The 14,519-nt window shown below is 39.3% G+C and carries 8 protein-coding genes, 2 tRNA genes and 3 rRNA genes; 3 read left to right on the top strand and 10 right to left on the bottom strand.

Annotation, left to right across the window (positions count from 1 at the left end; translation table 11 throughout):
• Window positions 1-17 precede the first annotated feature (17 nt).
• The gene (locus tag LNP04_RS13715) at window positions 18-761 is read left to right on the top strand and encodes an RDD family protein (protein ID WP_229983494.1); all 744 of its coding nucleotides are present in this window, start codon (window positions 18-20) and stop codon (window positions 759-761) included.
• 166 nt (window positions 762-927) lie between these two features.
• Window positions 928-1,218, top strand: a complete 291-nt coding sequence (locus tag LNP04_RS13710; RefSeq protein ID WP_229983493.1) for a GNAT family N-acetyltransferase — start codon at window positions 928-930, stop codon at window positions 1,216-1,218.
• On the opposite strand, the gene LNP04_RS13705 is transcribed toward LNP04_RS13710, so the two are convergent.
• The 5 genes from LNP04_RS13705 to smpB form a co-directional block, all read right to left on the bottom strand.
• Entirely contained in the window at window positions 1,207-2,178 is a 972-nt protein-coding gene (locus LNP04_RS13705; RefSeq protein WP_229983492.1) for a glycosyltransferase family protein, read from the bottom strand. The two genes, LNP04_RS13710 and LNP04_RS13705, sit on opposite strands and share 12 nt — an antisense overlap.
• A gap of 1 nt (window position 2,179) precedes the next feature.
• The gene (locus LNP04_RS13700) at window positions 2,180-3,004 is read right to left on the bottom strand and encodes a UDP-2,3-diacylglucosamine diphosphatase (RefSeq protein WP_229983491.1); all 825 of its coding nucleotides are present in this window, start codon (window positions 3,002-3,004) and stop codon (window positions 2,180-2,182) included.
• 284 nt (window positions 3,005-3,288) lie between these two features.
• Entirely contained in the window at window positions 3,289-4,029 is a 741-nt protein-coding gene (locus tag LNP04_RS13695; RefSeq protein ID WP_229983490.1) for a YebC/PmpR family DNA-binding transcriptional regulator, read from the bottom strand.
• 95 nt (window positions 4,030-4,124) lie between these two features.
• A complete protein-coding gene (locus LNP04_RS13690; RefSeq protein WP_229983489.1) occupies window positions 4,125-5,609 on the bottom strand; it encodes an OmpA family protein in 1,485 nt (494 codons plus the stop codon).
• A gap of 77 nt (window positions 5,610-5,686) precedes the next feature.
• Window positions 5,687-6,145 (bottom strand): SsrA-binding protein SmpB, encoded by a 459-nt coding sequence (gene smpB, locus LNP04_RS13685; protein ID WP_229983488.1) that lies wholly within the window; start codon window positions 6,143-6,145, stop codon window positions 5,687-5,689.
• Window positions 6,146-6,260: 115 nt separating this feature from the next.
• On the opposite strand from smpB, the gene LNP04_RS13680 reads away from it, so the two are divergent.
• Window positions 6,261-7,883, top strand: a complete 1,623-nt coding sequence (locus tag LNP04_RS13680) for an ABC-F family ATP-binding cassette domain-containing protein (RefSeq protein WP_229983487.1) — start codon at window positions 6,261-6,263, stop codon at window positions 7,881-7,883.
• 1,073 nt (window positions 7,884-8,956) lie between these two features.
• Here the strand turns inward: LNP04_RS13680 and rrf are convergent.
• The 5 genes from rrf to LNP04_RS13655 form a co-directional block, all read right to left on the bottom strand.
• Window positions 8,957-9,064, bottom strand: a 5S ribosomal RNA gene (gene rrf / locus LNP04_RS13675).
• Window positions 9,065-9,207: 143 nt separating this feature from the next.
• Window positions 9,208-11,968: ribosomal RNA gene (locus tag LNP04_RS13670) — 23S ribosomal RNA — on the bottom strand.
• A 349-nt stretch (window positions 11,969-12,317) separates the two neighbouring features.
• A tRNA-Ala gene (locus LNP04_RS13665) sits at window positions 12,318-12,391 on the bottom strand.
• 82 nt (window positions 12,392-12,473) lie between these two features.
• Window positions 12,474-12,547, bottom strand: a tRNA-Ile gene (locus LNP04_RS13660).
• Between the two features lie 233 nt (window positions 12,548-12,780).
• A 16S ribosomal RNA gene (locus LNP04_RS13655) occupies window positions 12,781-14,297 on the bottom strand.
• The 16S, 23S and 5S rRNA genes sit together here with 2 tRNA genes alongside, the layout of an rRNA operon.
• Window positions 14,298-14,519: the final 222 nt, after the last annotated feature.

Here is a 14,519-nt window from a genome sequence, read left to right as displayed (position 1 = left end):
CTAAAATAATAAAAATTATGTCTCAAATTGCGATTAATACCTCACAAAATGTAAATATTAACTTTAACATTTCAAGTATTGGTGAAAGATTTCTTGCCTTCCTCATCGATTCTGTGATTAAGATTGCTTACGGCATTGCTATTTTGTATCTTTTTTTCAGCGTTTTTGATTTGGGATACATTCTAAATGATCTTGATTACTGGTCACAAGGCGCTGTTTACAGCATTCTTCTTTTCCCGACGGTTATCTATCCCGTTGTTTTAGAAAGTTTAATGGAAGGACAAACTTTAGGAAAAAAAGTAATGAAAATCCGTGTGGTGAAAATCGATGGTTATCAGGCGAGTTTTGGAGATTATCTGATTCGCTGGGTTTTCCGAGTGATTGATGTTTCTGTTTTGATTGTTGGCTTTATAACCATGATTGTTACCAAAAACAACCAACGTTTTGGTGATATTGCTGCCGGAACCGCTGTGATTTCATTAAAAAATAACATCAATATTTCCCATACGATTTTAGAAAATCTTCAGACTGATTACACTCCTACTTTTCCACAAGTGATTGGTTTGAGTGATAATGATATGAGAATTATTAAAGACAATTATTTGAAAGCTTTAAAAATCGATGACCGACAAATTATCACCAAACTTTCTGACAAAATAAAAGGAATTTTAAAATTGGAAGTTGACCCAACTAAAATGACCGAAAGACAGTTTATCGGTGTGGTGATCAAAGATTACAACTATTACACAGGGAAAGATTAGCTTGAAATTTTTCGCTACGAATGCACGAATTTTACTGTTAATATTTTTCGTTTAAACAAATTTCTTAATCTGATTATAGCTATGAATATTCGTGAATTCGTGGCAAGAAAATTAGTAGTCTTCAAATCGGTTCAATTTTTGTAAATTTTAAAACAAAATCAAACGTATGCAATTCGAAAATAATAAATCAGGAAACGGCGGAGTAATTACACTCAACAACGAGATCAAAGAAGTCGGAAGATTAACCTACACGATCTTTCCGGAAGAGAACAAACTGATTATTTCATTTGTACTCGTTCACCCCGAATTTGAAGGTCGTGGAATGGGAAAATACTTGGTGGAAGAAGCCATTAAATTTTCTAGAGAAAACAAATGGAACGTTTATCCACACTGTTCTTACGCCAGATCAGTAATGAAAAGAATGAATGATGTGGAAGATATTCTTTTAGAACGTTAATACTTCATTTAGAATAATGTCCTCAATATCGTCAGGATAATTTACTTTAAAATGAATATCAGAATGCACCCAATTTCTAATCTCCTCCACATTCAGGATTTTAGAATTGGGAATTCCCATTTTGTCTAAAGCGCAGGCATTACATTCCTGTTCATATTGATTATGAATAGGGATTACGAATAATTTCTTGTCCATAAAAAGCGCTTCGGCAGGACCTTCAAAACCTGCATTACAAAGAATTCCTTCACAACTTTCAAAACATTCCAGAAAATGGGTTTCATCAATTGGATAAATTTCAACATTGTCTGTTTTACTGTGAATTTTAGTATACTTCGAAAAGACTTTCCACTCAACAGGAATCTGATTTAAAACTTTCGTGATATTTTCATCAGAAAAACTGGGAAGATAAACCACATAAAATCCTTTTTTTGCAGGATTTAAATTTCTGATTTTCCTCCTAATAACTGGCTTTTTGATTTGTGGATGATAGGTATCAAAATGAAATCCGATTTTATCTTTACTCGGACAGTAATGTTGCAACACCATTTCACCAAAGAAATCTTTCTTATCAGGTTTTGGAGTTTCTTTAAAACTCATTGACGCCTGATGGCTTAATTCAAGCATTTTTAAATTTCTCAATTTACAAGCCCATCCTGTAAGCGGCTCGTAATCATTGATAATCAAATCATACTGACTCAACTCTATTTGTCGGATTGTGTTTATTGCTTCAAGGAAATTATTTTCAAAAAGAATCTTTTTATATGAAATTCCACCAGTTTTATTATAAAGCAGAGAAACACCACGATGTTTAAAATCTATAGGAAAATCTGTTTTTAACTGTGATTGATGACCGCTGATCAATGTATCGACAGAAGCATACTTTTTTAAAATAGGAATAATCTCCTGAGCTCTCGCAACGTGTCCGTTTCCTGTTCCTTGAAAAGCGTATAAAATTTTCATCCTAAGTAAATTGGGTAACTATTTTTAAAAGATCAGAATTATTCATATCCTGAATTTCTTCGGTTTCATCGTCTTTCAACAAATGCTGATGCTCTTCGTAATGAAAGATTTTCCATTTGCCATCATTATATTCTAAAGCGGAAAGATTTTCAATCCAATCTCCGGAATTTAAATACGTGCACGAACCTTTTTTATTCGTTACTTCACGAATTTGGGGCTGATGTATGTGTCCACAGATGACAAAATCATATCCATTATCAATTGCGAGTTCAGAAGCTGTCAGTTCAAAATCACCGATGTACTTGACCGCTTTTTTGACATTATTTTTTATTTTTTTTGAAAATGAATATTTCTCTTTACCCATTTTATCTAAAAACCAATTGACCACATTATTAATGACAATCAAAAGATCATATCCTTTTCCACCGAGTTTCGCAATCCATTTTGAATGCTGGACGGACGCATCGAAAACATCACCGTGAAAAATCCAGGTTTTCTTTTCGTTTAAATTTAAGCAAAGTTTATTGATGACTTTTAGCTTACCCAATTCAAAATCGGTAAACTTTCTGAACATCTCATCGTGATTGCCTGTGATATAGTAGACATCAGTAGTTTTTGTGGCAAATGAAATGATTTTTTTTATCACTTTAAGATGAGGCTTAGGGAAGTAAGACTTTTTGAACTGCCAGATATCGATAATATCACCATTTAAAACTAATGTTTTAGGCTGAATAGAATTGAGATATCTTAATAATTCTTTCGCCTTGCACCCATAAGTTCCCAAGTGTATATCCGAAATGACAACCAATTCAACGTTTCTTTTCATTTGCAGACTGCTTTTATAATCAAATAAATAATTTCATTATCGATTCTATTAAATCAATAACGATTCAAATATGATTTTATGCAAAGAAACTACATGAAAATGAATTGTATATGAATGCTATATTATTTTTGTGACTCTATGCTGTTGATAGGCATAAATAGCCACGAATACACAAATAGAATTCATAATATTTTCCTATGAATCAAAATTTCAAAGGAGTAAAGATTTGATCATTCGTGTATTCGTGGCAAAAATTATTATCGCAAAAGGATAATCATATTATTTTATAATGATTCTAGCAACTCATCAGTAATTTCCATGTTGTGATATACGTTTTGTACATCATCATCTTCTTCAAAACGATCCAACATTTTCATATTGGCTTTAAACTGTTCTGCAGTAACTTCTTTGATATTGTTTGGAATTCTTTGAAGTTCTGCACTTTTCACTTCAATTTTCAATTCATCTAATTTATGAGACAACGATCCGAAATCTTCAAAAGCTGTCGTAATCATCACTTCCTCGTCATCTTTTTCTACATCTTCTGCACCACCGTCAATCATTTCCATTTCAAAATCATCCCAATCCATTTTGATCTGTGATAAATCTATACTGAAAATCCCTTTTCTGTCGAAAACAAAAGCCAATTCACCATTCTTTCCTAAGTTACCGTCAAACTTGTTGAAAATCGCCCTTACGTTTGCAACAGTTCTTGTAGTGTTATTCGTAGTACATTCTACAAAAAAAGCTACACCACCTTGTCCGTAACCTTCGTAATTGATTTCTTCGTAGTTTTCAGCATCGGCACCACTTGCCTTTTTGATCGCTCTTTCTACGTTATCTTTGGGCATATTAGCACCCTTTGCATTTTGGATACATCTTCTCAGTGCCGGATTAGCTTCAGCATCAGGGCCACCAGCTTTTACCGCCAGGGCAATATCTTTACCAATTTTAGAAAAAGTTTTGGCCATTTTATCCCAACGTGCCATTTTCGAAGCTTTTCTATATTCAAACGCTCTTCCCATTTTATATTTTAAATTTTCACAAAATTACTCAAAATCAGTAACAAAAAAAATACCCCCAGAAAAATCTGGGGGTATTTATTATTTAGAAAAATTAATTATTTTTTCTTTTTAACTACTTTTTTCTTAGTAGCTTTTTTTACTGGAGCTTTTTTCACTGGAGCATCTTCGTAATCTCTTTTCTTGATTGCGTTCCACTCAGCAGCATCTTCAATAGCTTTTACAACTACTTTTCTGTCTACTTGTCTTTCAGCATCAGTAGCTTTTTCAGATACAGTCGCTTTAGCTTCACCTACACCGATTGATTTAAGAGCGTTAGTATCAACTCCTCTTGCATCTAAAGCAGCAACTACAGCAGCAGCTCTTTCTCTAGATAATTTCAAGTTGTAAGCTTCAGCACCTTTAGCATCAGTTCTACCTTCTAATAAGTAGTTACCTCCTTCTTGCTTAATTATACCAGCTGCTGTATCAAGAGCACTGTTAGATTCTGGTCTGATTGTAGCTTTATTGAAGTCAAACAATACAGATTTGAAGTTTTTCTCTAAATCTTCAGCAACAACTGTTTTAGGCTTAGGACATCCGTTGTATTCTGGAAGACCTGGAACAGTAGGACAAGCGTCATCTTTATCTAAGATACCGTCACCGTCTGTATCTGGCCAAGGACAACCATTGTTTTCTGCAGGACCTGCAACTGTAGGACAAGCATCATCTTTATCAATAATACCATCTCCATCAGTATCTGGCCAAGGACAACCGTTGTTTTCAACTGGACCAGCAACATCTGGACACTGATCGTCTTTATCTGGAACTCCATCTCCGTCAGTATCAGGACATCCTTGGAACTCTGGTAAACCTGGTGTATCTGGACATAAATCGTCTTTATCTAAGATACCATCCTTATCTCTATCTCTGTTTCCGAATCTAAAGTTCAAAGAAGCAGAAGCTTGCCAAAAGTTAGCAACACTTGATTTGTCGCCTGGAGTTGAAACGTAGTCTCCTTGTACACCAAGACCGAAGTTCTTAGTCAGCCAGAAATTTACACCAGCACCACCAGCCACTGCAAAGTGATTAGCTTTACCATTTTCGTTACCATTTTCACCGTTTGAAACGGTTACACCATTAGAATCAACTCTAGGGAAGGTAAGAGCTGTGTAGTCATGTCTAAGGTAGTTAGCACCTACTCTTAAATATGGATCAAACCAAGACTCTTCATTCCAAAGTAGACCTGCAGCTTTAGCTTGGAAACCAAGACCAGTCATTAACATGAACTCTTTACCCATGTTGAATCTTTGGTTCTCTACATTACCAACAGTAGTCTGCCAGTCGATTACCAAACCTTTACCGATGTTTCTCGCAACTGTAAGTTTAGATAATGGTGGAGTGATTGAGAAGTTGTTCATATTGAACATTGTCTTCGTCAAATTTGTAGCAGAAAACGTGTTACTGAAGTTACCTGCCTGTGCTTTATGGTTCTCTGCGTGAGCACCAACTCCGATCAACCACGGATTATTGGTAGTCTGAGCGAACACAGTAGAGGCAACAGTAAGCGCCAATGCTGAAATTCCTAATTTTAGATTTTTCATAGAATTAAATGATTAAATAATTGATATTGCAAAATAAATATAATTTTTCTTTATAAACAAAGTTTTCAGGATGATTTTTAACTTTTCTTTAATATTCTATCGAGGCTTCGTTTACTTTCTCTATCTTTTATTGCCTCTCTCTTATCAAAAAGCTTTTTCCCTCTTCCCAACGCTATCAGCACTTTAGCTTTGCCTTTATCGTTGATATATAATTTTAAAGGAATAATCGTATTACCTGCATCTTTGAGTTTTTTTTCGAGTTTTAACAATTCTCTTTTGTGCAACAGCAACTTTCGTTCCCTTTTTGTTTTATGATTGTAAAAAGTTCCTAATTTGTACTCATCAATCATCATGTTAATGATGTACAATTCCCCATCAATAAACTGACAGAAAGCTTCTGTAATGGATGCTTTAGAAGAACGTAAAGATTTTATTTCGGTCCCGGTAAGCACCATTCCTGCCTCCAATTCTTCTATAAATTCGTATTCAAAACGTGCTCTTCTGTTAAATATATTAACTGTTTTTTCGATCTTCATATCTAAAATTTCATTAATGTAATATACAAAATTACCTTACATTAAAAACTTGAGTATTACAATATTATAATTACCCGATTTCTTTTCGTAATTTTGCGCCAAATTTACAAACTATATGTTAACAGTATCTAACTTATCTTTACAATTTGGGAAAAGAGTTCTTTTTGACGAAGTAAACATTATGTTTACCAAAGGAAACTGCTATGGAATCATCGGAGCAAATGGAGCAGGAAAGTCTACATTCCTTAAAATATTAACAGGCAAGCAAGATCCAACCACAGGACATGTATCTCTTGAGCCAGGGAAAAGAATGTCGGTTTTGGAGCAGGATCACTTTGCATATGATCAATATACAGTTCTAGAAGCTGTGCTTAGAGGAAATAAGAAATTATTCGAAATAAAAGAAGAGATGGATGCTCTGTATGCCAAAGAAGACTTCTCTGATGAAGACGGAATCAAAGCAGGTGAATTAGGTGTTATATATGATGAAATGGGTGGATGGAACTCAGAATCTGATGCTCAGACCATGCTTTCAAATGTTGGTATCAAAGACGATATGCATTGGCAGATGATGAGTGAATTAGAGAACAAAGACAAAGTAAAAGTTCTTTTGGCTCAGGCACTTTTCGGAAATCCTGATGTATTAATCTTGGATGAACCTACGAATGACCTTGATATAGACACTATCGCTTGGTTAGAAGATTTCTTAGCAGATTACGAAAATACAGTAATCGTTGTATCTCACGACCGTCACTTCTTAGACACCGTTTGTACGCACATCGGAGATTTAGATTACGCTAAATTAAATCTTTATACAGGTAACTATTCTTTCTGGTATCAGGCTTCTCAGCTAGCTACAAGACAAAGAGCTCAGGCCAACAAAAAAGCGGAAGAGAAGAAGAAAGAACTTCAGGACTTCATCGCTAGATTTAGTTCAAACGTTGCGAAAGCTAAGCAAGCAACTGCAAGAAAGAAAATGATCGACAAATTAAATATTGACGATATTAAACCATCTTCAAGAAGATATCCGGCAATTATTTTCGAAATGGAAAGAGAAGTTGGAGATCAGATTTTAGATGTTAAAGGTCTAGAAAAGACAAAAGACGGAGAATTATTGTTCTCAAACATTGATTTAAATCTTAAAAAAGGAGATAAAGTTGCCATTATTTCTAAGAACTCTTTGGCAATTACAGAATTTTTTGAGATTTTAGCTGGAAATAATCAGGCAGACAAAGGAAATGTAGCATGGGGAGTTACGACAAACCAATCTCATATGCCTTTGGATAACACAACTTTCTTCCAGGAAGACATCAACTTGGTAGATTGGTTGAGACAATTCACCAAAAACGATGAAGAACGTCACGAAGAATTCATGAGAGGATTTTTAGGTAGAATGCTATTCTCAGGTGATGAAGCCTTAAAGTCTTGTAAGGTGCTTTCCGGAGGTGAAAAAATGAGATGTATGTTCAGTAGAATGATGCTTCAGAAAGCCAATGTATTGCTATTGGATGAGCCTACCAACCACTTAGACCTTGAAAGTATTACAACATTGAACAACTCATTGTCAAATTTCAAAGGGAATCTTCTATTATCATCTCATGACCACGAAATGCTACAAACAGTTTGTAACAGAATCGTTGAATTGACACCAAAAGGAATCATCGACAGAGAAACTACTTACGATGAATATCTTGCTGATAAAAAGATTAAAGAACTGAGAGAAAAAATGTATTCTTAATCAGATTTGCATTAAAATATTTAATCAGGGTAGATTTTCTATCCTGATTTTTTTTTAGAAAACAATTCAAGAAACTGACTTGACAACGCGGGAATTAGTAATTAGAGCCTTTCTAAACATTCAAATTAAATTATCCAGAAGCTTTATCCAGCTCTTCACTGTATCTTTTTTGTGCCTGAGCTTTTTCCGGATAACAAAAAAGGATGCCGTTGCGATCTGGGCTAGGGGTGACTGCATTCTTTTGATTATCTGTCAAAATAACCAATGACTTTTTTTCGTTCTCAAAGCTTGATGCATGATGCATGATGCTTGATGCTTGATGCTTGATGCTTGATGCATATTCAAAATTACATTTTCTGGATATATTTTAAAAGGTAATGATTTATTACTATTTCATTATAATCGAGATTTTGCAATCATCTTAAACAATTCAAAATACGTACTACAAATAGTTCTGCAATAAGTACAACTGCTTGAAAAGCCGCAGAGCGGCGGACTGTTAATAGAAAAAGAATACAGCTCACGGATGGAGAAGCTCCTTAGGAGCGACCTGTACATTATTTCAATTCCCTGATGACAAATCACTTCTTAGATGATAAACAGATATCGATCCGACGGAATGTACTTTTCCCCGCATTAACTTTTCCTACACAAATATCGCTCCTACGGAGCGACCTGTAATATCGTTAGAAATTGTTATAAAAGATATAAATGGTGGAATAGATAGGGTTCATCTAGAATACGCGTGACCACTTCAGCTTTTTTATACACAGATACTGGTCCTCTAGAGCAACAGCATGGATTTTTTGATTTTAATTACCAAATTTGAATATTGCAAAGTAAGTTTTGAATAGTAACTTTTTCATGATTAACTCTAAATTTCAAATTCCGCAATTTCCATATTAAATATTCAACTTGAACTTTCATCAACTTCTTTCCCCAAACCGGATCTCAAACCTTGAATATTGGAGGTTAAATTTGATTTATGGATGGCGGCTTCGTTGCTTTTTAAACGTTGAGTTGAGAGCAAAAAAAAGTCTCATACAACTGAATGTATGAGACTTTTAAATAAAAACTGGCGGCGACCTACTCTCCCGCTTTCGCAGTACCATCGGCGCTGGTGGGCTTAACTTCTGTGTTCGGAATGGGAACAGGTGAGCCCCACCGCTAAAACCACCCTAAAGGTTGTATATGGTTGTCAGTTTTTGGTTGATTGTTGATGGTATGATACTATCAACTGTCAACTCCCTACTGTCAACTGTTTTATCGATAAAAATGTTCACAAAGAGAGAACCTTGATTGCGCAATTAAGGCTTGCCAATTAGGCAATAAATCTACGGGTAATTAGTACTACTCGGCTATGCTGTTACCAACTTTACACCTGTAGCCTATCAACGTCGTCATCTCCAACGACCCTTAAAAGATGTCTCATCTTGAGGCGAGTTTCGCACTTATATGCTTTCAGTGCTTATCTCTTCCAAACGTAGCTACTCAGCGGTGCACCTGGCGGTACAACTGATACACCAGAGGTTTGTTCAATTCGGTCCTCTCGTACTAGAATCAAGCCCTCTCAAACATCTAACGCCCGCAATAGATAGAGACCGAACTGTCTCACGACGTTCTGAACCCAGCTCGCGTGCCACTTTAATGGGCGAACAGCCCAACCCTTGGGACCTTCTCCAGCCCCAGGATGTGACGAGCCGACATCGAGGTGCCGAACCTCCCCGTCGATGTGAGCTCTTGGGGGAGACTAGCCTGTTATCCCCGGAGTACCTTTTATCCTATGAGCGATGGCCCTTCCATACGGAACCACCGGATCACTATGTCCTGCTTTCGCACCTGATCGACTTGTAGGTCTCACAGTCAAGCACCCTTATGCCATTACACTCTACGCACGGTTACCAAGCGTGCTGAGGGTACCTTTGAAAGCCTCCGTTACTCTTTTGGAGGCGACCACCCCAGTCAAACTACCCACCACGCAGTGTCCTTGATAAATCAAGTTAGGCTCCAAGTAAGTAAAGGGTGGTATTTCAACGTTGACTCCACAAACACTAGCGTGCCTGCTTCAAAGTCTCCCACCTATCCTACACATTACTTACTCAAAGTCAATACGAAGTTATAGTAAAGGTTCACAGGGTCTTTTCGTCCCATTGCGGGTAAACGGCATCTTCACCGTTACTACAATTTCACAGAGCTCATGGTTGAGACAGTGCCCAGATCGTTACACCATTCGTGCAGGTCGGAACTTACCCGACAAGGAATTTCGCTACCTTAGGACCGTTATAGTTACGGCCGCCGTTTACTGGGGCTTCAGTCAAACGCTTCGCATTGCTGCTAACGCCCTTCCTTAACCTTCCAGCACCGGGCAGGTGTCAGACCCTATACAGCATCTTTCGATTTAGCAGAGTCCTGTGTTTTTGATAAACAGTCGCCTGGGCCTCTTCACTGCGGCCAGCATTGCTGCTGGCGTCTCTTCTTCCGAAGTTACGAGACTATTTTGCCTAGTTCCTTAACCATGATTCACTCTAGCACCTTAGGATTCTCTCCTCGACTACCTGTGTCGGTTTTGGTACGGGTTGCTTCACTTCGGCTTTTCTTGGAAGCACTTTCCTTACAGCAACTTCGCCCGAAGGCTAGGTCTTGACTATTCCGTCAGTCTCCAGTAAGTACGGCACTCCGTCCCCTTTTTAGTGTGAGCAAGTATGGGAATATTAACCCATTGTCCATCCACTACCCCTTTCGGGTTCGCGTTAGGTCCCGACTAACCCTCAGCTGATTAGCATGGCTGAGGAAACCTTAGTCTTTCGGTGAGCGGGTTTCTCGCCCGCTTTATCGTTACTTATGCCTACATTTTCTTTTCTGTACGCTCCACCAAGCCTCACGACTCAGCTTCTGTGCAAACAGAATGCTCCCCTACCAGATACAACCCTAAGTTGTAAATCCATAGCTTCGGTACTCTATTTATGCCCGATTATTATCCATGCCGGACCGCTCGACTAGTGAGCTGTTACGCACTCTTTAAATGAATGGCTGCTTCCAAGCCAACATCCTAGCTGTCAATGCAGTCCAACCGCGTTGCTTCAACTTAATAGAGATTTGGGGACCTTAGCTGTTGGTCTGGGTTCTTTCCCTCTCGGACACGGACCTTAGCACCCGCGCCCTCACTGCCGTGGAACATTTATTAGCATTCGGAGTTTGTCAGGAATTGGTAGGATTTGACTCCCCCGCATCCAATCAGTAGCTCTACCTCTAATAAACTTATACACGACGCTGCACCTAAATGCATTTCGGGGAGTACGAGCTATCTCCCAGTTTGATTGGCCTTTCACCCCTACCCACAGGTCATCCGAAGACTTTTCAACGTCAACCGGTTCGGTCCTCCACTTTGTGTTACCAAAGCTTCAACCTGCCCATGGGTAGATCACAAGGTTTCGCGTCTAATACTACTAACTAAGCGCCCTATTCAGACTCGCTTTCGCTCCGGCTCCGTACCTGAAGTACTTAACCTCGCTAGTAACATTAACTCGTAGGCTCATTATGCAAAAGGCACGCCGTCACCCAACTTGTGGGCTCCGACCGCTTGTAGGCGTACGGTTTCAGGTTCTATTTCACCCTTCTATTCGAAGTGCTTTTCACCTTTCCTTCACAGTACTTGTTCACTATCGGTCTTTCAGGAGTATTTAGCCTTGGAGGATGGTCCCCCCATATTCAGACAGGATTTCACGTGTCCCGCCCTACTCATTTATCATCTAAATATACCTTTCATGTACGGGGCTATCACCCTCTATGGCTGTTCTTTCCAGAACATTCTATTAAATATATAAAGACTTTTGGGCTAATCCGCGTTCGCTCGCCACTACTTACGGAATCTCTTCGATTTCTTTTCCTCAGGGTACTTAGATGTTTCAGTTCTCCTGGTTTGCTCCTCTTACGAGGTGACATGTCTTCAACATGCCGGGTTGCCCCATTCGGACATCTGCGGATCAATTCGTGTGTGCCGATCCCCGCAGCTTTTCGCAGCTTACCGCGTCCTTCTTCGCCTCTGAAAGCCTAGGCATCCGCCATACGCCCTTAACGATTTCTTTCCTAATTATTAATTAGTTCAGTATTTTTTGTCTAACATCGCTGTTAAACTATTTTGTAAACTCAAACGCTTAATTGCGCTCGGTTTTCTCTTTGTGATATTTTTACCGTTAATGTCAATGATCTTATGTCTTTCTGCTTGTCTGATAAATGAATATTTGTTTTGGCTCTATTCATCTTACTTTTAAATCAAACTCGCAAAACTGTGGAGAATAAGGGAGTCGAACCCTTGACCTTCCCGATTCATCGGGACGCTCTAGCCCCTATCGGCTAAAATCCTTTGTTTCTTTTTTTAATAACTTCTATTCTTGTTACATCGCTGTAATCTTTTTCATTACTTTTCAGTAATTGTGGAGAATAAGGGAGTCGAACCCTTGACCTCCTGCGTGCAAGGCAGGCGCTCTAGCCAGCTGAGCTAATTCCCCTCTAGGTGCCGTTGGCGATTTGCTTCTCGCTTTTGGCTTTATTGCCATCAGCTATAAGCCATTTGCCAGCCGCCTCAATTAGTAGTCTCGGGCAGGCTCGAACTGCCGACCTCTACATTATCAGTGTAGCGCTCTAACCAGCTGAGCTACGAGACTTCATGTTTTTAGTTGTCGGTTGTCGGTTTTTAGTTGTTAGCTTTAATACTAACTTCTAATGATCTAACCTCTAACTTCTGTAACTAAAATCTCTCTTTCCCTGATACTAATTTCTAGTGGGTTTTGTATTTTTATAATATAAGCAACCGAGTAAAAAACTAAAACGTTTTCTTTTAAGTAAGTACATGGTACAGTAAAGTACCTTTATTTGTTTAACGTCGAAAGACGCTCTAAAATGAGATGTTCCAGCCGCACCTTCCGGTACGGCTACCTTGTTACGACTTAGCCCTAGTTACCTGTTTTACCCTAGGCAGCTCCTGTTACGGTCACCGACTTCAGGTACCCCAGACTTCCATGGCTTGACGGGCGGTGTGTACAAGGCCCGGGAACGTATTCACCGCGCCATGGCTGATGCGCGATTACTAGCGATTCCAGCTTCATAGAGTCGAGTTGCAGACTCCAATCCGAACTGAGACCGGCTTTCGAGATTTGCATCACATCGCTGTGTAGCTGCCCTCTGTACCGGCCATTGTATTACGTGTGTGGCCCAAGGCGTAAGGGCCGTGATGATTTGACGTCATCCCCACCTTCCTCTCTACTTGCGTAGGCAGTCTCACTAGAGTCCTCAACTGAATGTTAGCAACTAGTGACAGGGGTTGCGCTCGTTGCAGGACTTAACCTAACACCTCACGGCACGAGCTGACGACAACCATGCAGCACCTTGAAAATTGCCCGAAGGAAGGTCTATTTCTAAACCGATCAATTCCCATTTAAGCCTTGGTAAGGTTCCTCGCGTATCATCGAATTAAACCACATAATCCACCGCTTGTGCGGGCCCCCGTCAATTCCTTTGAGTTTCAAACTTGCGTTCGTACTCCCCAGGTGGCTAACTTATCACTTTCGCTTAGTCTCTGAATCCGAAGACCCAAAAACGAGTTAGCATCGTTTACGGCGTGGACTACCAGGGTATCTAATCCTGTTCGCTCCCCACGCTTTCGTCCATCAGCGTCAGTTAAGACATGGTAACCTGCCTTCGCAATTGGTGTTCTAAGTAATATCTATGCATTTCACCGCTACACTACTTATTCCAGCTACCTCTACCTTACTCAAGACCCGCAGTATCAATGGCAGTTTCATAGTTAAGCTATGAGATTTCACCACTGACTTACGAGTCCGCCTACGGACCCTTTAAACCCAATAAATCCGGATAACGCTTGCACCCTCCGTATTACCGCGGCTGCTGGCACGGAGTTAGCCGGTGCTTATTCATACTGTACCTTCAGCTACTTACACGTAAGTAGGTTTATCCCAGTATAAAAGAAGTTTACAACCCATAGGGCCGTCGTCCTTCACGCGGGATGGCTGGATCAGGCTCTCACCCATTGTCCAATATTCCTCACTGCTGCCTCCCGTAGGAGTCTGGTCCGTGTCTCAGTACCAGTGTGGGGGATCACCCTCTCAGGCCCCCTAAAGATCATTGACTTGGTGAGCCGTTACCTCACCAACTATCTAATCTTGCGCGTGCCCATCTCTATCCACCGGAGTTTTCAATAAAAAACGATGCCGTTTCTTATATTATGGGGTATTAATCTTCCTTTCGAAAGGCTATCCCCCTGATAAAGGTAGGTTGCACACGTGTTCCGCACCCGTGCGCCGCTCTCAAAGATCCGAAGATCTTCTACCGCTCGGCTTGCATGTGTTAGGCCTCCCGCTAGCGTTCATCCTGAGCCAGGATCAAACTCTCCATTGTATGTTTGTCTGACTCACTCAAAGTTTTGACGCTTTAGTTTTTCCTTACTTGGTTGTTATATCTATTTTTCAATGATCTCTCTTCTTCCGCTTCCTCAGCTACCCTTTTCTGTCGTTGGGCGTTGCCGTATTTGCGTGTGCAAAAGTAATAACTTATTTCTAATTGACCAAATGTTTTTTGAAGAAATTTTAAAGTTTTTTAAGTAACCCTAAACTCTTTTCT

Origin of the sequence: Chryseobacterium sp. C-71 (assembly GCF_020911865.1) — a bacterium.
Lineage (GTDB): Bacteria > Bacteroidota > Bacteroidia > Flavobacteriales > Weeksellaceae > Chryseobacterium.
The sequence above is the reverse complement of the archived record's forward strand: the minus strand, read 5'-3'. Positions and strand labels throughout refer to the sequence as shown.

Excerpts from the sequence above, each read along its gene's own strand:
- LNP04_RS13715 (WP_229983494.1), top strand. The coding sequence starts at position 18 with ATGTCTCAAATTGCGATTAATACCTCACAAAATGTAAATATTAACTTT.
- LNP04_RS13710 (WP_229983493.1), top strand. The coding sequence starts at position 928 with ATGCAATTCGAAAATAATAAATCAGGAAACGGCGGAGTAATTACACTC.
- LNP04_RS13705 (WP_229983492.1), bottom strand. The coding sequence starts at position 2,178 with ATGAAAATTTTATACGCTTTTCAAGGAACAGGAAACGGACACGTTGCG.
- LNP04_RS13700 (WP_229983491.1), bottom strand. The coding sequence starts at position 3,004 with ATGAAAAGAAACGTTGAATTGGTTGTCATTTCGGATATACACTTGGGA.
- LNP04_RS13695 (WP_229983490.1), bottom strand. The coding sequence starts at position 4,029 with ATGGGAAGAGCGTTTGAATATAGAAAAGCTTCGAAAATGGCACGTTGG.
- LNP04_RS13690 (WP_229983489.1), bottom strand. The coding sequence starts at position 5,609 with ATGAAAAATCTAAAATTAGGAATTTCAGCATTGGCGCTTACTGTTGCC.
- smpB (WP_229983488.1), bottom strand. The coding sequence starts at position 6,145 with ATGAAGATCGAAAAAACAGTTAATATATTTAACAGAAGAGCACGTTTT.
- LNP04_RS13680 (WP_229983487.1), top strand. The coding sequence starts at position 6,261 with ATGTTAACAGTATCTAACTTATCTTTACAATTTGGGAAAAGAGTTCTT.